The organism is Pseudomonas sp. Pso3 (assembly GCF_055393275.1).
In genome coordinates, this window is sequence record NZ_AP043687.1 from 2,384,859 (window position 1) to 2,404,856 (window position 19,998).

Sequence of the window (19,998 nt, forward strand, 5' to 3'; positions counted from 1 at the left end):
TAATTTTTTCCAAAAAAAAGTTGTAGGGCACAAAAAAGCCCGCACTTGGCGGGCTTCTGGTATCGGCCTGGTCAGTCAGTAGCAGGCATTCCGCGCCAGCTGAACTCATACCCGGTACCGCTCTGCTCTACGGATAGGCCGTCGACCTCCCGCATCTCGTCCACGACCCGCTCCCAGTCGTCGTCGTGGTCCGTCTCCAGGCGCTCGACCCTGCACCGCCTTTCTAGCTGCGCGTGCGGCTCGGCGATGTGAGCGTTGATGCGGCGACATAGCCGCTCGTAGCTGGAGACTTGAACCTGTTTCTTAACTACCTGGGCATTGCTGCGGGACATCGGTACCTCCTTACTGTGACACTGTTCAAATATACAGTATGCGACAGGCAGCGAAGCGGCAAGGTTCCGGGCAGAAAAAAGCCCGCGCGGGGCGGGCTTTCCCTATTGATGGGCGGGTATTAACGGCGGTTTTGAGTCTTCCTTTCGGCCGTCATCACGACCCATTTGATAGGAAGACTGCACAGTCTGAGCGACACTCTGATTCGACTGGTGGAGTGCGAAGTAGCCACCTACCACAATAGCCACTACAGCTAGCAGCTGCACAACTACGGCAGCCCAGTAATTTGCCTTTACCGTAGCAGCCTGCTTTGCGGCTTCTTCGGCTCCTTCAGCTGCTTTCAATGCACGATCTGAGAGCAGCTCGAAGCGTTTTTCACGTTCCATTTGCGCGGCAATGAAGCCGGCAAAACGTTCGCTAAGCGCTTTATCTCGTTCAGCTTGAGCGGCATAGAAACTAGCTAGCCGTTCATCTAGCGCCTTGTCGCGCGCTGCCTGCTCCTGCCTAGCCGACTCATGACGTAGGTCCAATTCACGTTTGAGATGTTCGTCTCTAAGGGCCAGGTCGTGGCGAAAGTCGTCTTTAGTCATGCCATCAGTATCTGCAGAAATTTCGCTATTGTCAGCAATCGGTCCTTTACCGGTCTTGCTAGGGACACGAAGTTTCGTAACTTTTTCGAACTGGGCCTGGACATCTTCAGCCCTGTGATAGCTGTCCTCAGTCACCTTCATGCCCCTCTAGGGGTTTCTCTTCGTCCTCTGAAGGGTTCTCCTCTAGCCACCGCTTGACTGAGAAAGCCATGTGTTGACGCACGAAGCCGCAATTTGTGCAATATAGGCCCAATACAGGTATGCCGGAGGGTACACGCGCATTCCTGATAGGAAGCTTCAGTTTGGTGCTTAGGTCGGTTTCAGGATCACCCATAAGCATCCAGTCATCGGCCCCGCATGACATACAAATTGATCGCTCTGCTTTGGCCTGCAGAAACCGGATGAGATCACCCATCGTTATCAAATCTATGTCTTTTGAACGCTCGTCCGCCATCGCTAGTCCTCTATAGCCTCGCCTTTGAAGTATCAGCGATGCTTATTTGCTGTTGCTTTAATTACGGCACGATCTTGCTTGGCGGCACGATGGCGCCGACCGGGTAGCAATGCTGGATCTGCTCCCAGGGGATGCTACGTCGACCGAAGGCATCGTTGATCGACATCAGACTGACCTCGTAGTCATCCGCCCGCAACAGCTCCTTGACCATGCTCTCGCCTTCATCATGAACACCGTGCAGCTTGATGTAGACGTATTCGCCTGGCACCAGGTCGCCGTTGGGCTCAATGATCGCGACCCAGCCTGATCGGATGGCAGGGGACATGGAGTCGCCGCGAAGGCGCAGCGCATACGCATCCTTGTCCTGGGTGGGAAATTTGATGTGCCCCTCGCTGGGACTCAAGGCGGTCCAGTAGCCCTCTGCACCGAGCTGGGCGGTCCCGACGATAGGGATCTGCCGGAAGGGCGAGGTGATTGGGATCGGCTGGCCGACGTTGGACTGTTCGGCATCCGGGCGCGAGCCGCCAATGAGTAGGTGCTCAGCGGAGGTGCCGAGGATGACAGCCATCTCTTCGACGCGCTTTCTTCGCGGCTCAGTTTCTCCCGCTTCCCACTTCTGGACAGCCTGAGGCGTCACGCCGAGTTGTCTGGCGAGTTCCGATTGGTTCAGCCCGCGCGCTTCGCGTGCGGCTGTGATTCTAGAGCCGATGCTATTCATGCGGGCCAGATTACAACCTTGGCTTGTAGGGAGCATTGCAAGTTTTGCTTGTATCATTTCGTCCTTGCCTGTAACTTTTGGTTGTAGTCCAACTGACGAGGTCCCTGTTATGCAGCAGGAACAGAACGCGCCGACTCGCGCAGCTATAGCAGCTGGTGGCCAATCGGCCCTGGCGCGAACGCTGAAGGTCACCCCTCAAGCAGTCCAGCGCTGGTGCGCGCTGGGCAAGGTTCCCGCCGAGCGCGTCCTCGAAATCGAGGCGGCTTCCGGGGTTTCGCGTCACGAGCTGCGGCCGGACATCTATCCGATACCCGAGCCCTCCAAACTAGCGTCCTAGCCATGAACACAACCGCATTGAGCCCTACCAGGGATGACATAGCACGGGAGATCGAAACCCTGATCTTGCAGCGCGTTCCGCGCGTAAGTCAGAAGCAGATCGCCCTGGAAGTCGGTTGCAGCGAATCGACGGTTTCTCGATGGAATGAGGACGAGTACCAGCGCTGGGCGAAGGTGCTCGCGCTATTGGGCCTGCGTGTCGTTCCAGATAGTGCGGTGGTGGTGACGGCCGAGTACCTCTCGGCGCTCGAAACCATGGCACGCATCGGCCTCAAGGCTGAGAAGAAGCGCCCAGGACCCCTGGGCTGGGATTGAGTCATGACCGCAGTTCTGGTCAACGATGATGAATGGGCCCTGTTCGCTGGTGAGCCGGCGGAGCTGCTGAAGCTCTACGTGGCTCTGAAGCGCCGCATGGACTTCGCCACCGGCATCGCTGGAAAGCAGACGCTCATCAATGAGATAGTGCTACGTGAAGGCTTCACCGTGGACCCTATCCCTGGGCGTCCTACCCCTAAGCCCGTCACTCGAGAGCAGTACCGATCGGCCGTCCGCAGACTGGAAAAGATCGGTGCTCTCAAGGTAGTCGGCCCCCTCGTTTTCGAGTTTCCCCACGCTCGCACGTATCAGTCCGCCCAAAAGAGCTACAACCGAGCTACAACCGAGCTACAACCAGGGCAGCAACCGAGCAGCAACCGGCCAGAACCCAGCAACGACGGGGTTTCCAGCCAGGAGGAGGGTGGAGCTGCAACCGGGTCATTTTTTGAGCAACCCGCTAGCAGCAACCTACTTCCGGAGTCCGGTAATACACCACCACCATCACCGCGTGCGTGCGCAACCGACTCCCGCACCAGGTTCGCCATGACGGCGGATTGGGAGCCGAACCCGCAGACCTTCAAGGCCACGCTCACGATGAACGCCATGGCCGGCGTCCAGATCCAGGCTGACCAGCTCATGGAGTTCCGCTCCTACTGGATCACCAACCCTGATGAACACCGAACCCAAGCCCGCTGGGAGCACGCGCTCGCCCAGCATCTGAAACGGGAGCACCGCCATGCACAAGCCAACCCCGGACGCTATGCCGCAGCAGAAGCCGCTCAGAACCGCCCAGCGCGTGGTCAACCTGGCCGCGGTCGCAACCTCTCAGCTACAGAACAGGTCCGGGAAGCCATCGAGCGCGGACGCTTCGAGCGAGCCCAAGCGTGTGGACCCGCTGCGCATGGAGTTGCTGGAGCAACTGTGGATCACGATGGTGGAGACCTACGGCCACCGCTGGACGGCGAATTTTGGCGTGACTCCGAAGCCTGACCACGCCTGGGCCAAGCACCTGACCGGGATCTCTGGTCGCCAGCTCGCTAACGGCCTGGCAGCCCTGTCCAGCCTGGAGAACGATGGCTGGCCGCCCTCGGCACCGCAGTTCCGCGCCATGTGCCTCAACGTCCCCGGTCTGCCCACCGAGGAGGAGGCGTGGGACCAGGCCCTGCGCGGTGAGTACGGCCACGATGCCGTGCGCGTAGCCGCCAAGCTGACTGGCACCTACGACCTGCGTACCGCGCGGCCGGACAACAAGGGCCTGCGCAAGACCTTTGGCCGCAACTACGCCGTGGTCCGGGCCCGTGCCGTCATGGGCAAGCCGCTTGAGGACACGATCCCCCTCGGCATTGAGCACGAGCACAAGTCGCCGATGCAGGTGCAGTTCGCCCATAGCCACCAGCAGGCGCGGGACCTCATGCAAGCCCAGGGCATTCCCAACGATCCCGCGCAAGCCCGCGCCATGCTGCTGGCCAAGATGCGTATCCGGAGAGACAACCATGCGTGACTTCAAACCAGAGGACCTGGCCCTGGTGACCGGCTGCCGCGTGTCGCCGCACCTCATCGGCTCAACCGTCGAGCTGTGGTTCCGCGCCGAGCCGGGCGAAGACTTCATCGGTCCGGACGGGAGGTGGTGGTTCAGCTCCAGCAACACCCCCGCCTGGATCGTGTTCGTCAACAGCGATCGTGACTGGGCATTCGTTGCTGAGCACCACCTCATGCCGCTGGGCCGCGACTTCGCCCCGGTACGCCAGGGCGAGAAGGAGCTGGGCCATGCGTGAGTTCGCCGCGGTGGAGTTCGTGGTGCCTGGCAAGCCTATCGGCAAGGGCCGCCCGCGCATCGGCAAGGTAGGCGCCCATGCCCGCATGTTCACGCCGAAGGAGACGGTGGCCTATGAGGGGCTGATCGCCCATGCGGCCCAGATCGCCATGGCCGGCCGGGGCCTGATCCCGCACCCAGTCATGGTCGAGCTACAGATCCTGCTGCCGATCCCTCAGTCGAAGTCAAAAAAGTGGAAGGCCCAGGCTGTCGCCGGCCAGGTATTCCCGACCACGAAGCCCGACATGGACAACGTGATCAAGGCGATCTACGACGGCCTCAATGGCGTGGTGTGGCGGGACGACGTCCAGGTGGTCGACGCCATCGTGCGCAAGCGCTACGCCGAGACGCCGTGCGTGCGCGTGCGGATCGTGCCGCTGATGACGGAGGAGGCGGCGTGATGGGCATCTACTGGCTACTGATCCTGCTGGCGCACCTGCACGACCTGCATGGTCTGCGCTCTCAACGCTCTGCCCGGCTTTCCTGTGACTGGCTGGGCGATGTAGAGGGGCAGGGCGATGACTGATCTCGTGATCCGCACGCCCGCCGACCGCGAGCGCCTGATGTCCTTCCTCGCCGGCCTGGATCTCTCGAAGCCGCGGAAGATCGCCATCACCGAGATCCGCAGCCAGCGCAGCGACGCCCAGAACCGCCTGCTCTGGATGTGGAACAACGCGATCCAGAGACACCTGGCCGACAGCTTTGGCCAGTTCGCCAGCGCCCAGGAGTGGCACGAGATCCTGGTGGCGCGCCTGTGGCCGTGCGAGGTCCGGAAGGTGGCCATGCCTGGGCCCGCCGGCGGCGAGTTCAAGATCGGCCGAGCCAAGACCAGCGGCTTCACTCAGGCCCAGATGACCGAATACCTCGACCTGCTCGACCGCTACTGCGCCGAGCATCTCGAACTGCTGCTGCCTCACCCCGAGGACCTGATGTTGGCCATCTACGGCCAGAGGCGGACGGCATGATGACCTTCCTGTCTTACCTGGTCCCGCTGGCAGGAGTCGGCATCGTCGGTCATGGCCTGCTCCAGCTGAAGCGCGAGCGGGAGGCCCGAGAGCTACGCAGGCTGCTCCGTGACCGCCATGACCAAATCGAGCGCCAAGCAAAGCGCCGCCTGTGATCCACCCGGCAAGGACGCCTGCAGTTGTCTGCGCCGCCAGGTGGCCGCGCAAGTCGCAATCCAGATTTCCGAGGTATCCCAGATGCGCCTGAGTTCAGCCCGAGACGAGTGGTTCAACGCCTACTACCGCCCAGGGGACGGCACCAACCGCCATTGCGAGTCGCTGGCGTTGGTCGGCCCCTACCAGAGCACCGAGCGCGTGCGCGGCGTGACCGGGTTGGTGAACGAGACCATCGGCGCCCACGTCCGCAGCGTGGTGGAGCGCTTGCCGGCGGACCTGTTCGCCTTCGGCAACCACCTGTATCACCCGGACAGCAACGACCTGTGGCGCGAGGTAGCCGAATGGTCGGTGTTCCAGCTGGCCTACCTGCGCGGGCCTAAGATGTACGCGAAGAAGCACGCCAAGGCCGAGTTCGTCGCCATGGCGGTGCTATACCGGTACCGGCGCCAGCACCAGGGCGGGCAGAGCGCCGCGCCGGACCCGCTTCCGACGCCGGAGGCCTTTCGCACCTTTCTCGATTACACCTACGGCGTGGAGCTGGATGCCCGGAACTGGGACCGGGAATGGGAGGAGTTCGTCCAAGCCTGTTTCACCGCCTGCAACGACCTGGACAAGATGGCTCTGGCGCCCGTCGCGAACCTTCTTCGGGCGATGAAGTGTGCGGCTTGACACAAATGTGCGGCTGGCGGCATGATTTATTCATCGTGTGAAGCAGCACCCCATCAGAAGCCTCGGCAGATTCGTCTCCCGGGGCTTTCTTGGATCTGGCCATTGGAGATGACCATGGATCGATCCGAGAGAAGGCATCACGCGCAACGCGTGAAGGCCAAGTTCTACCGAAAGCAGAGTGCCCATGAGGCGTGGACGAATGACGCCAGGATGGCAGGTATATTCGCCAATCACGGTAAGGTCTGCTCTTGCTTCATGTGCGGCAACCCTCGCCGCTACTTCCACATGCTGACCATGCAGGAGCGGCGTGCTGATGCCGCAGGATGGCCCGTATGAGCCGAAGCCGCAGAAAGACACCTATCTTCGGAATGACGACCTGCGAAAGCGAGAAGGCCGACAAGGCCAAATGGCATCGCAAGTTCCGGCGTGCGGCGAGAATGGATGTCGAAGGCAGCCAGTTCACCAGCTTCCGTCAGTACGGCAGCACCTGGTGCATGGGGAAGGATGGCAAGCAGTACGTGTCGGACGCGGACCGGCGTTTTCCGGGCTGCCTCAGAAAGTAAGCAACGCCCCGGCCGATGTGCAGGGGTTTTTGCTTCAGCCTTCGAAATCCAGGGTGGCGCCAATCTCCCGCATCTTGCTGTAGATCGTCTCCAGCTGCTCCTCCGGCAGAGTCAGCCTCGCAGCGATGAAGAAGAGCATCTGCGCGCTCAGCTCGCGGGGCTGGGCGCCGCCAGTGTACTTTCGCCACTGCCTGCCATCCGACAGGCCGGCCAAGTCGGCAAGCTCATCGCCGGTCGCCTTCATGCCAGCTGCTTTCAATAGCGCCTTGAGCTGGGCCAGGTCTTCGGTGGTAGGCGGCTGGTAGTGCTTGATGCGCTGCATGGTGGACCCCAAAGAGAGACCCCGCTTTCGCGGGGCCTGGGTATTCAGTTGAAGAGCTTGATGACTATCGCCGTCACGCCGGCCACGGCACTGACCAGGCCAGTGGCAACTGCAACGGGGTACCAGAAGATGTCTACTCGCAGCTTGTTGGTCTCAGCGTTGAGCTTGCTGGTTTCGGCCATCAGCTTGGCGATCTCGGAGTGGATCTTTTCGAGTTCGGCGTGGGTCATTTCGAGGCTCATTGGTTCGTCCCTTTGGGGCTGTCGGGCCGCGCGGTATGCGCTTCCCATGTGAAATATATTAGGCCCATTGGGCCTATTTTGCAACAGGGCAAATTCGCCTTTCATCGTTATTTATCAGGCTCGCCTCGGCGGGCCTTTCGCATTTCTGGAGCATCGAAATGGACCCATCCGATCTGGGCGGCGGCAACCCGACCGGGTGGTTCACCGCGGGCGGTATCGGCCTCGCCTGGGGCCTGACCTGGCTTCGCAAGTTCTACTCCAGCACGAACGCCTCCGTCGCGAATGATCGCGCCGAGAAGGACATGCTGGAGCGCTTGACCGAAGAGAACAAAGACCTTCGGACGACACTGGAGACGGTGACGAAAGAACGCAACGAGATGTACCGAACGGTGGGCGAACTCACCGGGACCATGAAGGCAATGAAGTCGCAGCTCGACCTGCAGGAAGCCCAGATCAGCCAATTGACGAGCGAGGTCTCGCAGCTACGGCAGGCCTTGCAGAGGACCGGTTATGAACGGCGAAACCCTGAAGCGCGCTAAAGCATGGTGGCGACGGTACGAACTGTGGGCGCTGGGGGCACTGCTGGTGCTGAGCGGTGGCATCTTCGGGTACCAGGCCGCCATGTACAGCGCTCACCGGATCATGCTCGTAGAGCTCGCTGCGATCCGTGACGCCTACGATAAGGCGCTGGGCAAGAAGGATCAGCGGCTCGAAACCCTCGCGAGCCAGACCGGGAAGGCTGCTGAGGTTGCCGCCGGCGCAGCGCAGCAGGCCAGTGAGGCGGCAGCTAAAGCGGCGGGTGCAGCTCATGGTAAGCAAGCTGGAGAATTACGATGAAAAGAGGGCAGAGAGAACTGCCCTCCAGAGCAATCATTCTTTATTCACGATCTCGATCTGTTCCTCAATCTGCCCTTTTATCGGGCTCGCCTGGCCCTGAAAATTTACGGTCCCGTTAGCGAAAACATTTACAACCAAGCGGTCTGGAAAGGTGATCTTAACGGTCCCGATTGCGTTTTCTGCACCGAAGGTGGCTTTGGGATACATGAGACGCAGGATCTCAATGAGGCGTTTTGGATCACCACAGGAAATTGCCATTTTGTACTCCTTACATAATGGGATAGCCCCAAGCGGATCGGCCGTCTCCGGAATTTCTGAAGGCGGCGGTAGACGATCACCACTTGGTTAGCGTCAGGGGGACGAAATGGTCAGGCCTTTTCCGACTTCAGCTTTCTTCTCGACCGCTGCGGATAGTTGGCTACAAATGGCCCCGGCAGCGGATCTGCTTGAGTGGGTCAGAGCAACGCTCCTGAAGCCCACTGACCCGCTTTTCAACGAGGACCATATCCACCTGCTCGACGCGGACATCGGCTTCCTCTGGGCCAGGACGGGCTTCATCAAGGGCAGCCGTTTGGTGCTGGGCCAGGCCGAGCAGGTGGCGTTCCGCGCCGGCGGCTGGCAGAAGGCGAGGGCGGAGCAGCAGATGGTGGAGTGGTTCGGGCGAGTACCCGACTTCCTAATCACCCTGGCCGCCGACTACTGCGCCGAATGCAGCGACGCCGAGTTCTGCGCCCTAGTCGAGCACGAGCTCTACCACATCGCCCAAGAGCTGGATGGCTTCGGCGCCCCAGCGTTCACCCGAGACGGCATGCCCAAGCTCAAGCTGCGCGGCCACGACGTCGAAGAGTTCGTCGGCGTGGTGCGTCGCTATGGCGCCAGCCCGGACGTGCAGCGCCTGGTGGAAGCCGCGAGCAGCCGCCCTGAGGTGGAGAAAATCAACATTGCGAGGGCCTGCGGAACCTGTCTGCTCAAGTCGGCTTGACCTCTGACAGACCCTTGACGGAAGTAGAACCATGGCCACCCTGAGCAACGATGTGAAAGCCTTCATCGTTCAGGCCCTGGCCTGTTTCGACACGCCCTCCCAGGTGGCAGCAGCCGTCAAAGAGGAATTCGGGATCGAGGTCAGCCGCCAGCAGTGCGAAAGCCACGACCCCACGAAGTACGCCGGGCGGGACCTGGCCAAGCGCTGGAGGGTCCTGTTCGAGGACACCCGCCGGCGCTTCCGCGAGGAGACCGCGGACATTCCGATCGCCAACCGCGCGCACCGCCTCCGCACCCTTGGCCGCATGGCCGAGAAGGCTGAGGGGATGCGCAACCTGGCGCTGACTGCCCAGCTGCTGGAGCAGGCCGCCAAGGAAGTGGGCGACGTCTACGTCAACCGCCAGACCAAGGTCGAGATGCCGCACGACGATCTGCCGCCGACCCGCGTGCAGGTCGAGGTGGTGGACGCGAGGGTGCGCGATGAATGAGCTGACTCAGCAGCAACTGAAAGATGTCCTGTCGTACGACCCGCTAACCGGAATCTTCCGCTGGAAAGTAAACCGCCCTCGAGCACGTGCTGGACAGGACGCTGGCTACCTCAACAGCAGGGGCTACAAGCGAGTCCAGATAGATGGACAGGCCTATGCACTCCATCGGCTAGCGTTCCTGTACATGGACGGCGAGCTTCCAGAGGGGGACGTCGACCATATCAATCGTGACCGAATCGATAACCGGTTCGAGAATCTTCGTCGGGCAAGTAGAGCCGCGAACCTCCGGAACAAGGGAACGTACCGACGCTCAGCACTGGGAATGCCTGGAGTGAGCCAGCGCGGGCAGCGATTCCGGGCCTACATCAATCGTGACGGCAACCGGTTCAACCTCGGAACGTATGACACCGCGGAGGAGGCGAGCGAGGCCTACTGGAGCGCGAAGCGTGAGCTGCACCCCGAGTACTCACCATGCCCACATTGAACGTCCCCCAGGCGCGGTTCCTGCAGCTGCCGCACAAGTTCCGGGGGTTCGTGGCGGGGTTCGGTTCGGGCAAGACCTGGGTGGGCTGCGCAGCGCTCTGCAAGCACGTTTGGGAGTGGCCCAGGATCAATTCCGGCTACTTCGCCCCGACCTACCCGCAGATCCGGGACATCTTCTTCCCGACCATCGAGGAGGTCGCCTTCGACTGGGGCCTCAAGGTCCGGACCAAGGAGAGCGACAAGGAGGTCGAGTTCTACAGCGGCAGCCAGTACCGCAGCACGACGATCTGCCGGTCCATGGAGAAGCCCCAGACCATCGTCGGTTTCAAGATCGGCCACGCCCTGGTGGATGAGCTGGACGTGCTGCCCGCGGCCAAGGCCCAGCAGGCCTGGCGCAAGATCATCGCGCGGATGCGCTACAAGGTGGACGGGCTGAAGAACGGGGTGGACGTCACCACGACCCCGGAGGGCTTCAAGTTCGTCTACCAGCAGTTCGTCAAGCAGCTGCGAGCCAAGCCGACGCTGGCAGAGATGTACGGCCTGGTGCAGGCCAGCACTTTCGACAACGAACTCAACCTGCCGGACGACTACATCCCCTCGCTGATGGAGTCCTATCCCGAGCAGCTGATCTTGGCCTACCTCGACGGCCAGTTCGTGAACCTGACCGCGGGCACGATCTACACCGCCTATGACCGGAAGCTCAACGGCAGCCAGGAGACCATCCAGCCCGGGGAGCCGCTCTTCGTGGGGATGGACTTCAACGTCGGCAAGATGTCGGCCATCGTCCACGTCAAGCGCCTGGGCATGCCGCACGCGGTCGACGAGATCATCAACGGCTACGACACGCCGGACATGATCCAGAAGCTCAAGGAGCGGTACTGGCTCTATACCGGGACCGAGTACCGCAACACTCGGCTGATCCGGATCTACCCGGACGCCAGTGGCGATTCCCGCAAGTCGGTGCGGGCCAGCGAGACCGACATCTCCCTGCTCAAACAGGCCGGGTTCATGGTCGTCGCCCCGGGCGCCAACCCGCCGGTCAAGGACCGCATCAACGCCATGAACGCCATGTTCCGCAACGCAGTGGGCGAACGGCGCTATCGCGTGAACGCCGACAAGTGCCCGACCTATGCCGACGACCTAGAGCAGCAGGTCTGGGCGGAGAACGGCGAGCCCGACAAGAAGCAAGGCAACGACCACCGGCCCGATGCCGGCGGCTACTTCATTCACAAGGAATACCCGATCACCAGGTACTCCCTCGCAGGCGTCGCATAATGGGTGTCAAACAGTTCCTCTCCGACAAGCTGGTCAACCTCGTGGCCAACCTGGGCACCGAGCGGGACAAGGCGTCCCATTCGGGCTACCTGATGTCGACCCTGACCGATCAGCAGCTCCTCGCGGCCTACCGCAGCAGCTGGTTGCCGCGAAAGATCATCGACATCCCGGCGCTCGACGCCTGCCGGCGCTGGCGTGGGTGGCAGGCTTCCAAGGAGCAGATCCAGGCCATCGAGGCCGAGGAGAAGCGCCTGGCGCTGGTCGCCAGGGTCCACACCGCCATGATTCGAGGCCGCCTGTTCGGTGGTGCTGCGGTGTTCATCGGCACCGGCGAGCGCGACACAGCGAGCGAACTGCGGCCCGATCGTATCGGCCAGGGCGGCGTGAAGTACCTGACCGTCATGAGCCGGCGTCACCTGAGCCCGACCGAGATCGAGCGAGACGTCCAGTCGCCGCGCTATGGGATGCCCAAGGCCTACCGGCTGGCTGGGTCCAGTGTCGACATCCACCCTTCGCGTTTGGTCATCTTCCACGGCGCCGAGCACGCCGACCCCGAGCTGGTCGAGGGCGAGGCCCATGGCTGGAGCGACTCGGTCCTGACCTCGGTCATGGAGGCAATCAAGCAGAGCGACGGCACGCTGGCCAACGTAGCCAGCATGGTGTTCGAGGCAAAGGTCGACGTCATCAAGATCCCGGATCTGATGCAGAACCTCGAAGACAAGGGTTGGGAGAAGCTGCTGATGGATCGCCTCCGGCTGGCGGCCATGCAGAAAGGTATCAATGGCACGCTCATGCTGGATGCTGGTGAGGACTACCAGACCAAGACGGCCAACTTCAGCACGCTGCCCGACATCATCGACCGCTTCCTGCAGAACGTGACCGGCGCCGCGGACATCCCAGCCACCCGATTCCTCGGTCAATCCCCGGCTGGGCTCAACGCCAGCGGGGAGTCAGACCTGCGCAACTACTACGACCGGATCCAGTCGGGCCAGGAGCTGGAAGTGCGGCCCGCCATGTCGGTGCTGGACGAGTGCCTGATTCGCTCGGCCCTGGGCAGCCGGCCTCCTGAGATCCATTACGTCTGGAACAGCCTCTGGCAGCCCACGGCGACGGAGCGCGCCACCATCGGCAAGACCGTCGCCGACACCATCAAGGTGATCAAGGACACCGGTCTGTTCCCGGACGCCGCGCTTTCCAGTGCCGCAGAGACGGCCCTGGTCGAGTTCAGCGTCCTGCCCGGCCTGGAGGCGGCCATGGAGAAGTACGGCGAAGAGCTGCCAGACGAGGAGGGCGGCGAGGGCGATCTGGACCCTGATGGCCAACTCGATCCCGAGCCCGCACCTACAACCTGAAGTAGCGCCCAGCGCCAAGGAAAACACCATGCTCCTGCACGACTCCGTGTCGGTTTCGGCTGTCCGCCGAACCACTGACGGCTACCTCGTGGCCGAGGCCCGGGTAGCGCGCACTGGCATCCAGGACTACCTCGGCACCGAGGTGGGCAAGCCTGAGATGCCCATCGTCCGGCTGTACCGCCCGCCCGAGGCCGTATTCGCCGAGGACGCCATGCGCTCCTACGCCTATCGGCCCATGACCAACGGCCACCACGGCGATGTGAACGCCGCCAACTGGAAAGAGCTGGCTGTGGGCCAGACCGGTGCCGAGGTGCTGCGCGACGGTGAGTTCGTCCGCGTCCCGATGGTGGTGATGGATGCAGCGGCTATCCGCGATGTCGAGGGCGGCCGCCGCGAGCTCTCCATGGGACTGGAAGCCATCGTCGTCTTCGAGGATGGCGTCACTCCCGACGGCGAACCCTACGACGCCCGCGTGGAAAGCATGCGGATGAATCACCTGGCGCTCGTTGATCGGGCGCGAGGTGGCGAGCAACTACGGATCGGGGACCAGCGCAGCCCCGGTGCGAATACCCCTGCGCACCCCAACGACAACGGAGGCCATCCCATGGCTGATTCTCTGCGCACGGTCATCGTCGATGGCCTGTCTGTGCAAACCACTGACCAAGGCGCCCAGGCGATCGAGAAGCTGACCAAGCAGCTGGCCGACGCAGGCGTCAACGTCAAGACGCTGACCGATGCTCACACCGCGGCCATCGCAGGCAAGGACCGCGAGCTGGCAACCAAGGACAACGAGATCGAGAAGCTGAAGGGGCAACTGCTCTCCGACGCCCAGATCGATGCTCGCGTCCTGGCGCGCGGCGACCTGATCGGCAAAGCCAAATCCATCGCCGACGCCGACTACAGCGGCAAGAGCGACGACGAGATCCGCAAGGCCGCCGTGGTGGCCAAGCTGGGCGACGCCGCGGTGGCCGGCAAGAGCGCCGACTACATCACCGCTCGCTTCGACATCCTGGTCGAGGACTCCAGCGATCCGGTGCGCCAGCACCTGAGGGCGCAGGACGGCCAGCCCAAGAACCCCAACGACAACGGTCAAGACGCCTATGAGGCGCGCGTGACTGATGCCTGGAAAGGAGGTGCCAACTAATGCCGTCCATTCAGACCAGCTATTCCGAGAACATCCGCGCCAGCGTACCGGGCCACATCCCGGACATGACCCACGCCGACGTCGTGTCTCGCACTGTCGAGTCGGCTGCCGGCCTGGGCTTCGGCCTGCCGGTGTTCCAGGGCACCGCCGACAAGGCCGTCCGCGTCTTCGCCACTGGCGATACCGCGGCCAAGTTCGTGGGCGTGTCGGTCCTGGACCGCTCCGCCAGCGGCCCCAACGGCTTCGTCCAGTTCGAGTCCGCGCGCATCCTGCTCAACGGCCCGATCAGCGTTACCGCCGCCGTGGCGGTTAAGGCGAGCGACCCGGTAACGGTCACCGCCGACGGCACCTTCAGCAACACCGGTGGCATCACGATTCCGAACGCTCGCTGGGACACCAGCGCCGCGGCCGGCGCCGTCGCCAACATCTTCCTCAAGTAAGGAGCCGACATGCGCGCCCCCTTCAAGCTTCTGGACGCCCAGGCCGCCCTGGGCTTCGTGATCTCCCAAACCACGCACATCGAGCGTGGCGTCAACGCCATCCAGTACCCGGACATCCAATATCCGGAACTCGTACCGGTGGATACCTCTGCCAGTCCCTGGGCCAAGACCGTCACCTACTTCTCCTCGGACAAGTACGGTAAGGCCGACTGGATCAACGGCAACTCCGACGACATTCCTCGCGCCGGTACCGAGCTGAGCAAGTTCGAGACCCAGGTCCACACCGCCGGTGTCGGCTACGGCTACGGTCTCGAAGAGATCAGCCAGGCTGCGATGCTGGGCTACAACCTCGACGCCGAGGATGCCGCTGCTGCGCGCCGTGCCTACGAAGAGATGGTCGACCGTGTCGCGATCTACGGCGATAGCTCCAAGGGCTTCTATGGCATCACCAACGCGCCGAACGTGACTGCCGGTTCGGTCACCAACGGCAGCTGGGCCACCGCCACGTCGGACAAAATCCTCGCCGACGTGAACAACCAGCTGTCCGGTCAGGCCCAGGGCACTCTGTACGGCGCTCTGGCTGACACCCTGCTGCTGCCCATGGACGCCCTGACCCTGCTGGCGACCCGCATGGTGACCGAGCTGTCCACCGAGACCATTCTCAGCTGGCTGCTGCGCAACAACGTCTACACCGCGCAGACCGGCCAGCCGCTGAAGGTCCGAGGCCTCCGTGGCCTGGAGCGAATGGGCGCCGGCAACACCCGCCGCATGGTGGCCTACCGCCGCGACCCGTCGGTGGTGAAGTTGCACCTGCCCATGCCGCACCGCTTCCTGCCGGTGTTCCAGGCGGGTCCGCTGCGCTTCGAGATCCCCGGCATCTTCCGCCTCGGCGGTGTGGATGTCCGCCAGCCGCTGCAAGTCCGCTACGCCGACGGCCTGTAAGGAGGTCCCATGCCCGAGATCATCAACACCAGCGGCACGCCGATCGGCCTGCCCGACGGCTCCGTCATCCCGCCGAAGCAGGCCGCGCCGGTGGACAACTGGGACGACTTCAAGGACCGCGCCAACCTGAAGCACTACGTTCAGCACGGTGTGCTGGTCGTGGCGGCCAGCGCGGGCGGCCAGCCTTCGTCCTCGAACCCGAGCCAGGGCGCCAGCGAGACCGAAGAGGAGCAGCAGAAGCGCGACCTGCGCGGCAAGCTGGACCTGCTCGGCATCCAGATGCACCCGAACACCGGACTGGAAAAACTGCGCAAGGCCCTGGCCGAAGCCGAGGCCGCGAAGGCGCGCACCGACGTCATCGAGGCCCTCAAGGCCAAGGACGTCGAGTTCGACGAGACCGCGAGCCTGGACGAGCTGAAAGCCAAGCTGGAAGCCGCCGAGTAACACCCCGGGCGGTTCGCCGCCCATCTATTCGAGATCGACGCCATGGCAGATTCCTACGGCACCCTGCTGGGCGCCGACGCCTACCACGCCGCCCGCGCCAGCACCGGCTGGGCAGGTGACGAGGCCAGCAAACAGGCCGCACTGCTGCGTGCCTCGGTCTACATCGACGGCCGGTACCGGAAGCGTTACCGCTCCGGCCGCTGGGTGTCGATGTTCCCCGGCGAGAAAGCGCTGGGCCGCGCCCAGGCCCGGGAGTGGCCACGTATCGGCGCCCAGGATTACAGCGGAAACCCCATTGGCGCCGGCGAGGTTCCCGCCGAGGTCGAGCAGGCCACCTATGAGGCCGCCCTGCGCGAGCTGGTGAGCCCAGGCAGCCTGAGCCCTGACTTCGTTGCCACCAGTCTGGTCAAGAGCGAGAAGGTCGGCCCGCTGGAAACGACCTACGCGGTGCCTGATGCCAGCGCCCCGGGCGCCGCCCCGACCCGGCCGGTAATCACTCTGATCGACGAGATCATCGCGCCGGTGCTGGTCGCCCGGTTCGAGCTGCCCGCCGTGGTGGTCGTGTGACCGAGGCCGAGATCCTCGCCGCCATCGACGGCATGGCGCCGGCGCTGCAGCGGGCCTACCTGGAGCAGATCCGCGCCGCGGTCGACGCCGCAGTCATCACCGAGGTGGAACAGCTGATCGCCCAGCAGGACGACGCTGGTCTGGTGACCCTGCTGTCCCCTGGCGCCTTCGCCGCGCTGCTGGAGGCGGTCCGCGCCGCCTACATCAAGGGCGGCACCCTGGTGGTCATCAAGATGCCCGGCGGACGGAAGGTGCAGTTCGACCAGCACGCCGAGGCCGCACAGCGCTGGCTCAACCAAAACGCCGCCGACCTGACCGGCACCATCGCCCGGCAGCAGGCCGAGGCAATCCGCGTGATGACCGCCGCCGGCCGCGCCGCCGGACGCACGCCGCGCCAGATCGCGCTGGACGTCGTCGGCCGCCGCAATGAGCGCACCGGGCGTCGCCAGGGCGGTGTGCTGGGGTTGTCTGCCCCTGAGGCCCAGGCCATCGCCACCACGCGCGAACAGTTGCGCAGCGGCGTCGCTGAACGCATGCGCCAGTACCTGGCCAAGGCCGACCGCGACCGGCGCCTGGATGGGATCGTCGAGCGCGCCATTGAGCAGGGGAGACCGGTGACGGTCACCGATGCACAGCGGATCACCACTGCCTACGCGGCGGCCAAGGTCGACAAGCATGCGCTGCTGGTGGGCAAGGCCCAGGCGCATGAGGCACTGAACGCCGGCTTCAACCGCCTGCACGGCCAGGTGCTCGAAGGCCCGGTCAAGCCGCGGTCGGTGGAGAAAATCTGGCGCAACAAGGGCGACCTGCGGGTCCGCCATGCCCACGTCACCCTCGGCGGTGTTCGCGTGAGCTTCAACCAGCCGTTCCAGTCGCCAACCGGCGCGCGGCTCAACTACCCCGGCGACAAGACGCTGGGGGCCTCCTGGGCCGACCTGGCGAACTGCCGGTGCACGGTCTCGTATCGAGTGACGTGGTGATCGAAATGCGCGTATCCGTTGACACGCAAGACCCTGGCTATAGCCCTGGCCTGATCGGCCGCGGCGTGAAGGTGTTCCTCGATGACATCGAGCAGCGCCGAGTGGTGACCGCAGACGACGAGCTTGGGCTGGTCGTGATGTACGACGTGGACGAGCAGGGGCAGGTCAAGATGGAGGGCGACGAGGTCGTCCGCATCACTGCCCATGGCGCTGTGAAGATCGAGATGCCCTATGCCTGACATTCATGACCGCGGCCGGGCCCTGGCCATCCGCATGCTGGCTCCGCGCTCCAAGGGCGGGAAGGGCCTGAACCTCACACTGACCAAGCCAGGCCAGAAGGCCTACGACCCTGCAACCAGCACCGTCACCACCGCACCCCAGGCCTTCACCGGCTCGGGCCTACGCGAGAGCTACAAGCAGACCGACATCGACGGCACGCTTATCCGCCAGGGCGACGTCAAGCTGCTGGTCTCGCCGGTGCAGGCCGACGGTACCGATCTGCCGGAGCCAGTCACCGGCGACCAGATCCGGTTCGACGGCAAGGTGCTGAAGGTCATCAGCGTCGAGCCCTGGAACTACGCGGGTGTTGCCTGCGGCTACGAGGTCCAGGGGAGGGCGTAGGCCATGGCCAAGACGCACCACATGACGGCGCGCTATGGCGACCTCGACGGCGACTTCGTGGCTCAGCTGGAAGAGTTCCAGCTGCAGGCCTTGGCCGCCATTGAGCAGACCCTGCGCGACGTGGTGATCCAGATCGGCGAGTCGCTGATCAACCTTAGCCCGGTGGACACCGGCCGGTTCAAGGCGAACTGGCAGCTGACCATCGGCGCCCCGGCGAACAGCAGCCTGATCACCACCGACAAGGAGGGCGACGACACCATCGCGCGCCTGGTGGCCGCTGCCAATGCCCTGGAGCCCGGGCAGGTGGCTTACCTGGTCAATACCCTGGTCTACGGCATCCCGCTGGAGTACGGCCATAGCCAGAAGGCGCCCCACGGCATGGTCCGGATCACCATCGAGCAATTCCAGCAGATGGTCAAAGAGGCCGCGGAGGCGCACCAGGTATGAGCCAGAAGCGCATTCGCCAGCTGATCGAGTCGCGGCTATCGGCCTGGGCCGTTGCCGAGGGCTACCCGGTGGCCTACCAGAACCAGGACTTCACCCCGCCCGAGAACGGGATCTACCTCCGCGCCTACCTGCTGCCGGCGCCAACCGGTAGCGACACCCTGGCCGGGGATCATCGCAGGTACCAGGGCGTGTTCCAGGTCAGCGTGGTGGTACCGACCGGACAGGGGGCTGGCCAGGCCGAGAACATCGTCGGCGAGCTGGCGGACCTGTTCCCGCTGTATGACCGCCTGAGCCTGGACGCCTTCACCGTGGTGATCATGTCCCCGGTGAGTCAGGGACCTGAGGTCCCCGAGGCTAGCACCTTCACCTTGCCGGCCAGCTTTAGCTACCGCGCCGACACCAACTGATTCGCCCGTTGGGCAAACCCGAGACCCGCCCTGTGCGGGTTTCTTCATTTCTGCACGAGGAATAGACCATGGGCTACAAGCTCCCCAACGGCGCCACCTTCCAGATGGCGTCCACCTACGGCCCCGCCGTCGCCATCAGCGCTATCAGCAACGCCAGTGAAGCTATCGCGACCATCGGCTCCGGCGCGGCGATCGCCACCGGCGACATCGTCCTGCTCACCTCCGGCTGGACCCAGCTGAATGGCCGCGTGGCGCGCGTCAAGGCTGTGAACTCCACCGCCGTCACGCTGGAAGGTATCGACACCACCAACCCGACCGGCTTCCCGGCTGGCGGCGGCGTGGGCTCCATGAAAAAGATCACCGCATGGGTGGTCATCCCGCAGATCACCGAGGTGGCCTTCGCCGGCGGCGAACAGCAATACACCGACGTCGTCTTCCTCGAGGACACCCAGGGGCGGCAACTGCCGACCGACAAATCTGCGGCGAGCATGACCCTGACCATCGCGGACGACCCGGTCCAGGCCTGTGTGCCGGTTTTGAAAGCTGCCGATGCGAACCAGCAGGTCGAGGCCGCGCGGCTGAACCTGCCTGGCAATGACGCGCTGTTCTACGGCGCCTTCATTTCCTACTCCAAGCAGCCGGTGGTTGCGCGTAGCCAGATCCTAACGCGCACCGTTGGCCTGGCCCTGCAGGCCGAGCCCACCCGCTATTCCACCGCTGCCTGAGGCTGATCATGGCGAAGAAATTCTCGATTCAGCAGGCGCCGACCTTCAAGGCTGACGTGTCGCTGCCCCGCGTGGGCGGTGACGTCATGGTGGTCCCGTTCACCTTCCGTTTCCTGGACCGCGTCGAGTTGGCCAAGGTCATCGACGGCTGGAACCAGCAGGAGAAGGAGCTGGTGGAAGTCGCCCAGGGCAAGTCGGTCGAGGAGGCCACCCAGCTGGAGGTCGACATGCAGGTCGGCCAGATCCAGCAAGTGGTGGTGGGCTGGGGCTTCGACGACGAGTTCAACGAGGACTCCATCCGTGCGCTGGCGCTGACCTCGGTCAATGCTCCCGCCGCGGTGCTCAGCGCCTACCACCAGGCCTATCGGCCGGCCAAGTCGGGAAACTGAGGG

Annotated in this window: 36 protein-coding genes; 30 read left to right on the plus strand and 6 right to left on the minus strand. The window is 63.7% G+C overall.

Annotated features, from left to right (window positions below; translation table 11 throughout):
* Nucleotides 1-71: 71 nt before the first annotated feature.
* From ACZ5R1_RS11155 to ACZ5R1_RS11165, 3 genes are all read right to left on the minus strand, one after another.
* The gene (locus ACZ5R1_RS11155; protein WP_464713218.1) at nucleotides 72-332 is read right to left on the minus strand and encodes a DUF1654 domain-containing protein; all 261 of its coding nucleotides are present in this window, start codon (nucleotides 330-332) and stop codon (nucleotides 72-74) included.
* A 102-nt stretch (nucleotides 333-434) separates the two neighbouring features.
* Nucleotides 435-1,055 (minus strand): hypothetical protein, encoded by a 621-nt coding sequence (locus ACZ5R1_RS11160; RefSeq protein WP_464713219.1) that lies wholly within the window; start codon nucleotides 1,053-1,055, stop codon nucleotides 435-437.
* Between the two features lie 380 nt (nucleotides 1,056-1,435).
* Nucleotides 1,436-2,092 (minus strand): XRE family transcriptional regulator, encoded by a 657-nt coding sequence (locus ACZ5R1_RS11165; RefSeq protein ID WP_464713220.1) that lies wholly within the window; start codon nucleotides 2,090-2,092, stop codon nucleotides 1,436-1,438.
* Nucleotides 2,093-2,201: 109 nt separating this feature from the next.
* Here ACZ5R1_RS11165 and ACZ5R1_RS11170 point away from each other — a divergent pair, with 109 nt between their 5' ends.
* The 11 genes from ACZ5R1_RS11170 to ACZ5R1_RS11220 all read left to right on the plus strand — a co-directional run bounded on the left by ACZ5R1_RS11170 (nucleotide 2,202) and on the right by ACZ5R1_RS11220 (nucleotide 6,909).
* Complete coding sequence (locus ACZ5R1_RS11170; protein ID WP_464713221.1) at nucleotides 2,202-2,429, plus strand: Cro/CI family transcriptional regulator; 228 nt, start codon at nucleotides 2,202-2,204, stop codon at nucleotides 2,427-2,429.
* 2 nt (nucleotides 2,430-2,431) lie between these two features.
* Nucleotides 2,432-2,743, plus strand: a complete 312-nt coding sequence (locus tag ACZ5R1_RS11175; protein WP_108582068.1) for a CII family transcriptional regulator — start codon at nucleotides 2,432-2,434, stop codon at nucleotides 2,741-2,743.
* A gap of 3 nt (nucleotides 2,744-2,746) precedes the next feature.
* A complete protein-coding gene (locus ACZ5R1_RS11180; RefSeq protein WP_464713222.1) occupies nucleotides 2,747-3,733 on the plus strand; it encodes a DnaT-like ssDNA-binding domain-containing protein in 987 nt (328 codons plus the stop codon).
* A complete protein-coding gene (locus ACZ5R1_RS11185) occupies nucleotides 3,717-4,244 on the plus strand; it encodes a hypothetical protein (RefSeq protein WP_464713223.1) in 528 nt (175 codons plus the stop codon). Before ACZ5R1_RS11180 ends, ACZ5R1_RS11185 begins: the two co-directional genes overlap by 17 nt.
* The gene (locus ACZ5R1_RS11190) at nucleotides 4,237-4,518 is read left to right on the plus strand and encodes a hypothetical protein (protein WP_464713224.1); all 282 of its coding nucleotides are present in this window, start codon (nucleotides 4,237-4,239) and stop codon (nucleotides 4,516-4,518) included. Before ACZ5R1_RS11185 ends, ACZ5R1_RS11190 begins: the two co-directional genes overlap by 8 nt.
* The gene (locus ACZ5R1_RS11195; RefSeq protein ID WP_464713225.1) at nucleotides 4,511-4,957 is read left to right on the plus strand and encodes a RusA family crossover junction endodeoxyribonuclease; all 447 of its coding nucleotides are present in this window, start codon (nucleotides 4,511-4,513) and stop codon (nucleotides 4,955-4,957) included. Before ACZ5R1_RS11190 ends, ACZ5R1_RS11195 begins: the two co-directional genes overlap by 8 nt.
* The gene (locus ACZ5R1_RS11200) at nucleotides 4,957-5,082 is read left to right on the plus strand and encodes a hypothetical protein (protein ID WP_464713226.1); all 126 of its coding nucleotides are present in this window, start codon (nucleotides 4,957-4,959) and stop codon (nucleotides 5,080-5,082) included. The genes ACZ5R1_RS11195 and ACZ5R1_RS11200 overlap by 1 nt, the downstream gene beginning before the upstream one ends.
* Nucleotides 5,075-5,521: a recombination protein NinB gene (locus ACZ5R1_RS11205; RefSeq protein WP_464713227.1), complete on the plus strand. Its 447-nt coding sequence runs from the start codon at nucleotides 5,075-5,077 to the stop codon at nucleotides 5,519-5,521. The genes ACZ5R1_RS11200 and ACZ5R1_RS11205 overlap by 8 nt, the downstream gene beginning before the upstream one ends.
* Nucleotides 5,518-5,676: a hypothetical protein gene (locus tag ACZ5R1_RS11210; RefSeq protein WP_273807259.1), complete on the plus strand. Its 159-nt coding sequence runs from the start codon at nucleotides 5,518-5,520 to the stop codon at nucleotides 5,674-5,676. The genes ACZ5R1_RS11205 and ACZ5R1_RS11210 overlap by 4 nt, the downstream gene beginning before the upstream one ends.
* A complete protein-coding gene (locus ACZ5R1_RS11215) occupies nucleotides 5,639-6,346 on the plus strand; it encodes a hypothetical protein (RefSeq protein WP_464713228.1) in 708 nt (235 codons plus the stop codon). Before ACZ5R1_RS11210 ends, ACZ5R1_RS11215 begins: the two co-directional genes overlap by 38 nt.
* A 332-nt stretch (nucleotides 6,347-6,678) precedes the next feature.
* Nucleotides 6,679-6,909: a hypothetical protein gene (locus tag ACZ5R1_RS11220; RefSeq protein ID WP_273807261.1), complete on the plus strand. Its 231-nt coding sequence runs from the start codon at nucleotides 6,679-6,681 to the stop codon at nucleotides 6,907-6,909.
* Nucleotides 6,910-6,943: 34 nt separating this feature from the next.
* Here the strand turns inward: ACZ5R1_RS11220 and ACZ5R1_RS11225 are convergent, their stop codons facing one another.
* Both ACZ5R1_RS11225 and ACZ5R1_RS11230 read right to left on the minus strand, forming a co-directional pair.
* Complete coding sequence (locus tag ACZ5R1_RS11225; protein WP_273807262.1) at nucleotides 6,944-7,231, minus strand: XRE family transcriptional regulator; 288 nt, start codon at nucleotides 7,229-7,231, stop codon at nucleotides 6,944-6,946.
* Nucleotides 7,232-7,275: 44 nt separating this feature from the next.
* The gene (locus ACZ5R1_RS11230) at nucleotides 7,276-7,461 is read right to left on the minus strand and encodes a hypothetical protein (RefSeq protein WP_273807517.1); all 186 of its coding nucleotides are present in this window, start codon (nucleotides 7,459-7,461) and stop codon (nucleotides 7,276-7,278) included.
* Between the two features lie 170 nt (nucleotides 7,462-7,631).
* Here ACZ5R1_RS11230 and ACZ5R1_RS11235 point away from each other — a divergent pair, with 170 nt between their 5' ends.
* Entirely contained in the window at nucleotides 7,632-8,012 is a 381-nt protein-coding gene (locus ACZ5R1_RS11235; RefSeq protein ID WP_077172953.1) for a hypothetical protein, read from the plus strand.
* A complete protein-coding gene (locus ACZ5R1_RS11240) occupies nucleotides 7,984-8,310 on the plus strand; it encodes a hypothetical protein (RefSeq protein WP_273807263.1) in 327 nt (108 codons plus the stop codon). Before ACZ5R1_RS11235 ends, ACZ5R1_RS11240 begins: the two co-directional genes overlap by 29 nt.
* A 33-nt stretch (nucleotides 8,311-8,343) precedes the next feature.
* Here ACZ5R1_RS11240 and ACZ5R1_RS11245 read toward each other — a convergent pair whose 3' ends face one another.
* Nucleotides 8,344-8,568, minus strand: coding sequence for a hypothetical protein (locus ACZ5R1_RS11245; RefSeq protein WP_273807264.1), 225 nt, complete (start codon nucleotides 8,566-8,568; stop codon nucleotides 8,344-8,346).
* A 106-nt stretch (nucleotides 8,569-8,674) separates the two neighbouring features.
* On the opposite strand from ACZ5R1_RS11245, the gene ACZ5R1_RS11250 reads away from it, so the two are divergent.
* The 17 genes from ACZ5R1_RS11250 to ACZ5R1_RS11330 all read left to right on the plus strand — a co-directional run bounded on the left by ACZ5R1_RS11250 (nucleotide 8,675) and on the right by ACZ5R1_RS11330 (nucleotide 19,995).
* Nucleotides 8,675-9,292, plus strand: coding sequence for a putative metallopeptidase (locus ACZ5R1_RS11250; protein ID WP_464713229.1), 618 nt, complete (start codon nucleotides 8,675-8,677; stop codon nucleotides 9,290-9,292).
* A 31-nt stretch (nucleotides 9,293-9,323) separates the two neighbouring features.
* Nucleotides 9,324-9,779, plus strand: a complete 456-nt coding sequence (locus tag ACZ5R1_RS11255; protein WP_464713230.1) for a DUF2280 domain-containing protein — start codon at nucleotides 9,324-9,326, stop codon at nucleotides 9,777-9,779.
* The gene (locus tag ACZ5R1_RS11260; RefSeq protein WP_464713231.1) at nucleotides 9,772-10,263 is read left to right on the plus strand and encodes an HNH endonuclease; all 492 of its coding nucleotides are present in this window, start codon (nucleotides 9,772-9,774) and stop codon (nucleotides 10,261-10,263) included. Before ACZ5R1_RS11255 ends, ACZ5R1_RS11260 begins: the two co-directional genes overlap by 8 nt.
* Nucleotides 10,251-11,537 (plus strand): terminase large subunit domain-containing protein, encoded by a 1,287-nt coding sequence (locus ACZ5R1_RS11265; protein ID WP_464713232.1) that lies wholly within the window; start codon nucleotides 10,251-10,253, stop codon nucleotides 11,535-11,537. Before ACZ5R1_RS11260 ends, ACZ5R1_RS11265 begins: the two co-directional genes overlap by 13 nt.
* Nucleotides 11,537-12,889 carry a DUF1073 domain-containing protein gene (locus ACZ5R1_RS11270; protein ID WP_273807269.1) on the plus strand — a complete coding sequence of 451 codons (1,353 nt, stop codon included), beginning with the start codon at nucleotides 11,537-11,539 and terminating at the stop codon, nucleotides 12,887-12,889. The genes ACZ5R1_RS11265 and ACZ5R1_RS11270 overlap by 1 nt, the downstream gene beginning before the upstream one ends.
* Before the next feature lie 28 nt (nucleotides 12,890-12,917).
* Nucleotides 12,918-14,033, plus strand: a complete 1,116-nt coding sequence (locus ACZ5R1_RS11275) for a DUF2213 domain-containing protein (protein WP_464713233.1) — start codon at nucleotides 12,918-12,920, stop codon at nucleotides 14,031-14,033.
* Nucleotides 14,033-14,473 carry a structural cement protein Gp24 gene (locus tag ACZ5R1_RS11280; protein WP_115945623.1) on the plus strand — a complete coding sequence of 147 codons (441 nt, stop codon included), beginning with the start codon at nucleotides 14,033-14,035 and terminating at the stop codon, nucleotides 14,471-14,473. Before ACZ5R1_RS11275 ends, ACZ5R1_RS11280 begins: the two co-directional genes overlap by 1 nt.
* A gap of 9 nt (nucleotides 14,474-14,482) precedes the next feature.
* The gene (locus tag ACZ5R1_RS11285; protein WP_464713234.1) at nucleotides 14,483-15,415 is read left to right on the plus strand and encodes a DUF2184 domain-containing protein; all 933 of its coding nucleotides are present in this window, start codon (nucleotides 14,483-14,485) and stop codon (nucleotides 15,413-15,415) included.
* A 9-nt stretch (nucleotides 15,416-15,424) separates the two neighbouring features.
* Entirely contained in the window at nucleotides 15,425-15,859 is a 435-nt protein-coding gene (locus ACZ5R1_RS11290) for a hypothetical protein (protein ID WP_464713235.1), read from the plus strand.
* Nucleotides 15,860-15,901: 42 nt separating this feature from the next.
* Entirely contained in the window at nucleotides 15,902-16,426 is a 525-nt protein-coding gene (locus tag ACZ5R1_RS11295; RefSeq protein ID WP_464713236.1) for a DnaT-like ssDNA-binding protein, read from the plus strand.
* A complete protein-coding gene (locus ACZ5R1_RS11300; RefSeq protein WP_464713237.1) occupies nucleotides 16,423-17,406 on the plus strand; it encodes a hypothetical protein in 984 nt (327 codons plus the stop codon). Before ACZ5R1_RS11295 ends, ACZ5R1_RS11300 begins: the two co-directional genes overlap by 4 nt.
* Complete coding sequence (locus tag ACZ5R1_RS11305) at nucleotides 17,403-17,645, plus strand: hypothetical protein (RefSeq protein ID WP_115945628.1); 243 nt, start codon at nucleotides 17,403-17,405, stop codon at nucleotides 17,643-17,645. The genes ACZ5R1_RS11300 and ACZ5R1_RS11305 overlap by 4 nt, the downstream gene beginning before the upstream one ends.
* The gene (locus ACZ5R1_RS11310; RefSeq protein WP_115945629.1) at nucleotides 17,638-18,027 is read left to right on the plus strand and encodes a hypothetical protein; all 390 of its coding nucleotides are present in this window, start codon (nucleotides 17,638-17,640) and stop codon (nucleotides 18,025-18,027) included. The genes ACZ5R1_RS11305 and ACZ5R1_RS11310 overlap by 8 nt, the downstream gene beginning before the upstream one ends.
* A 3-nt stretch (nucleotides 18,028-18,030) precedes the next feature.
* Nucleotides 18,031-18,474: an HK97 gp10 family phage protein gene (locus ACZ5R1_RS11315; protein ID WP_181902016.1), complete on the plus strand. Its 444-nt coding sequence runs from the start codon at nucleotides 18,031-18,033 to the stop codon at nucleotides 18,472-18,474.
* Nucleotides 18,471-18,881 (plus strand): DUF4128 domain-containing protein, encoded by a 411-nt coding sequence (locus ACZ5R1_RS11320; protein ID WP_115945631.1) that lies wholly within the window; start codon nucleotides 18,471-18,473, stop codon nucleotides 18,879-18,881. The genes ACZ5R1_RS11315 and ACZ5R1_RS11320 overlap by 4 nt, the downstream gene beginning before the upstream one ends.
* A 68-nt stretch (nucleotides 18,882-18,949) precedes the next feature.
* Complete coding sequence (locus ACZ5R1_RS11325; RefSeq protein ID WP_115945632.1) at nucleotides 18,950-19,606, plus strand: phage tail protein; 657 nt, start codon at nucleotides 18,950-18,952, stop codon at nucleotides 19,604-19,606.
* An 8-nt stretch (nucleotides 19,607-19,614) separates the two neighbouring features.
* Nucleotides 19,615-19,995 (plus strand): phage tail assembly chaperone, encoded by a 381-nt coding sequence (locus ACZ5R1_RS11330; RefSeq protein WP_115945633.1) that lies wholly within the window; start codon nucleotides 19,615-19,617, stop codon nucleotides 19,993-19,995.
* The last annotated feature ends 3 nt before the right edge of the window (nucleotides 19,996-19,998 follow it).

Bases quoted from the DNA above. Each gene is read 5' to 3' on its own strand.
- ACZ5R1_RS11155 (WP_464713218.1), bottom strand. From the start codon at position 332: ATGTCCCGCAGCAATGCCCAGGTAGTTAAGAAACAGGTTCAAGTCTCC.
- ACZ5R1_RS11165 (WP_464713220.1), bottom strand. From the start codon at position 2,092: ATGAATAGCATCGGCTCTAGAATCACAGCCGCACGCGAAGCGCGCGGG.
- ACZ5R1_RS11170 (WP_464713221.1), top strand. From the start codon at position 2,202: ATGCAGCAGGAACAGAACGCGCCGACTCGCGCAGCTATAGCAGCTGGT.
- ACZ5R1_RS11175 (WP_108582068.1), top strand. From the start codon at position 2,432: ATGAACACAACCGCATTGAGCCCTACCAGGGATGACATAGCACGGGAG.
- ACZ5R1_RS11180 (WP_464713222.1), top strand. From the start codon at position 2,747: ATGACCGCAGTTCTGGTCAACGATGATGAATGGGCCCTGTTCGCTGGT.
- ACZ5R1_RS11190 (WP_464713224.1), top strand. From the start codon at position 4,237: ATGCGTGACTTCAAACCAGAGGACCTGGCCCTGGTGACCGGCTGCCGC.
- ACZ5R1_RS11195 (WP_464713225.1), top strand. From the start codon at position 4,511: ATGCGTGAGTTCGCCGCGGTGGAGTTCGTGGTGCCTGGCAAGCCTATC.
- ACZ5R1_RS11200 (WP_464713226.1), top strand. From the start codon at position 4,957: ATGGGCATCTACTGGCTACTGATCCTGCTGGCGCACCTGCACGACCTG.
- ACZ5R1_RS11205 (WP_464713227.1), top strand. From the start codon at position 5,075: ATGACTGATCTCGTGATCCGCACGCCCGCCGACCGCGAGCGCCTGATG.
- ACZ5R1_RS11210 (WP_273807259.1), top strand. From the start codon at position 5,518: ATGATGACCTTCCTGTCTTACCTGGTCCCGCTGGCAGGAGTCGGCATC.
- ACZ5R1_RS11215 (WP_464713228.1), top strand. From the start codon at position 5,639: ATGACCAAATCGAGCGCCAAGCAAAGCGCCGCCTGTGATCCACCCGGC.
- ACZ5R1_RS11220 (WP_273807261.1), top strand. From the start codon at position 6,679: ATGAGCCGAAGCCGCAGAAAGACACCTATCTTCGGAATGACGACCTGC.
- ACZ5R1_RS11225 (WP_273807262.1), bottom strand. From the start codon at position 7,231: ATGCAGCGCATCAAGCACTACCAGCCGCCTACCACCGAAGACCTGGCC.
- ACZ5R1_RS11230 (WP_273807517.1), bottom strand. From the start codon at position 7,461: ATGACCCACGCCGAACTCGAAAAGATCCACTCCGAGATCGCCAAGCTG.
- ACZ5R1_RS11235 (WP_077172953.1), top strand. From the start codon at position 7,632: ATGGACCCATCCGATCTGGGCGGCGGCAACCCGACCGGGTGGTTCACC.
- ACZ5R1_RS11240 (WP_273807263.1), top strand. From the start codon at position 7,984: ATGAACGGCGAAACCCTGAAGCGCGCTAAAGCATGGTGGCGACGGTAC.
- ACZ5R1_RS11245 (WP_273807264.1), bottom strand. From the start codon at position 8,568: ATGGCAATTTCCTGTGGTGATCCAAAACGCCTCATTGAGATCCTGCGT.
- ACZ5R1_RS11250 (WP_464713229.1), top strand. From the start codon at position 8,675: ATGGTCAGGCCTTTTCCGACTTCAGCTTTCTTCTCGACCGCTGCGGAT.
- ACZ5R1_RS11255 (WP_464713230.1), top strand. From the start codon at position 9,324: ATGGCCACCCTGAGCAACGATGTGAAAGCCTTCATCGTTCAGGCCCTG.
- ACZ5R1_RS11260 (WP_464713231.1), top strand. From the start codon at position 9,772: ATGAATGAGCTGACTCAGCAGCAACTGAAAGATGTCCTGTCGTACGAC.
- ACZ5R1_RS11265 (WP_464713232.1), top strand. From the start codon at position 10,251: ATGCCCACATTGAACGTCCCCCAGGCGCGGTTCCTGCAGCTGCCGCAC.
- ACZ5R1_RS11270 (WP_273807269.1), top strand. From the start codon at position 11,537: ATGGGTGTCAAACAGTTCCTCTCCGACAAGCTGGTCAACCTCGTGGCC.
- ACZ5R1_RS11275 (WP_464713233.1), top strand. From the start codon at position 12,918: ATGCTCCTGCACGACTCCGTGTCGGTTTCGGCTGTCCGCCGAACCACT.
- ACZ5R1_RS11280 (WP_115945623.1), top strand. From the start codon at position 14,033: ATGCCGTCCATTCAGACCAGCTATTCCGAGAACATCCGCGCCAGCGTA.
- ACZ5R1_RS11285 (WP_464713234.1), top strand. From the start codon at position 14,483: ATGCGCGCCCCCTTCAAGCTTCTGGACGCCCAGGCCGCCCTGGGCTTC.
- ACZ5R1_RS11290 (WP_464713235.1), top strand. From the start codon at position 15,425: ATGCCCGAGATCATCAACACCAGCGGCACGCCGATCGGCCTGCCCGAC.
- ACZ5R1_RS11295 (WP_464713236.1), top strand. From the start codon at position 15,902: ATGGCAGATTCCTACGGCACCCTGCTGGGCGCCGACGCCTACCACGCC.
- ACZ5R1_RS11310 (WP_115945629.1), top strand. From the start codon at position 17,638: ATGCCTGACATTCATGACCGCGGCCGGGCCCTGGCCATCCGCATGCTG.
- ACZ5R1_RS11315 (WP_181902016.1), top strand. From the start codon at position 18,031: ATGGCCAAGACGCACCACATGACGGCGCGCTATGGCGACCTCGACGGC.
- ACZ5R1_RS11320 (WP_115945631.1), top strand. From the start codon at position 18,471: ATGAGCCAGAAGCGCATTCGCCAGCTGATCGAGTCGCGGCTATCGGCC.
- ACZ5R1_RS11325 (WP_115945632.1), top strand. From the start codon at position 18,950: ATGGGCTACAAGCTCCCCAACGGCGCCACCTTCCAGATGGCGTCCACC.
- ACZ5R1_RS11330 (WP_115945633.1), top strand. From the start codon at position 19,615: ATGGCGAAGAAATTCTCGATTCAGCAGGCGCCGACCTTCAAGGCTGAC.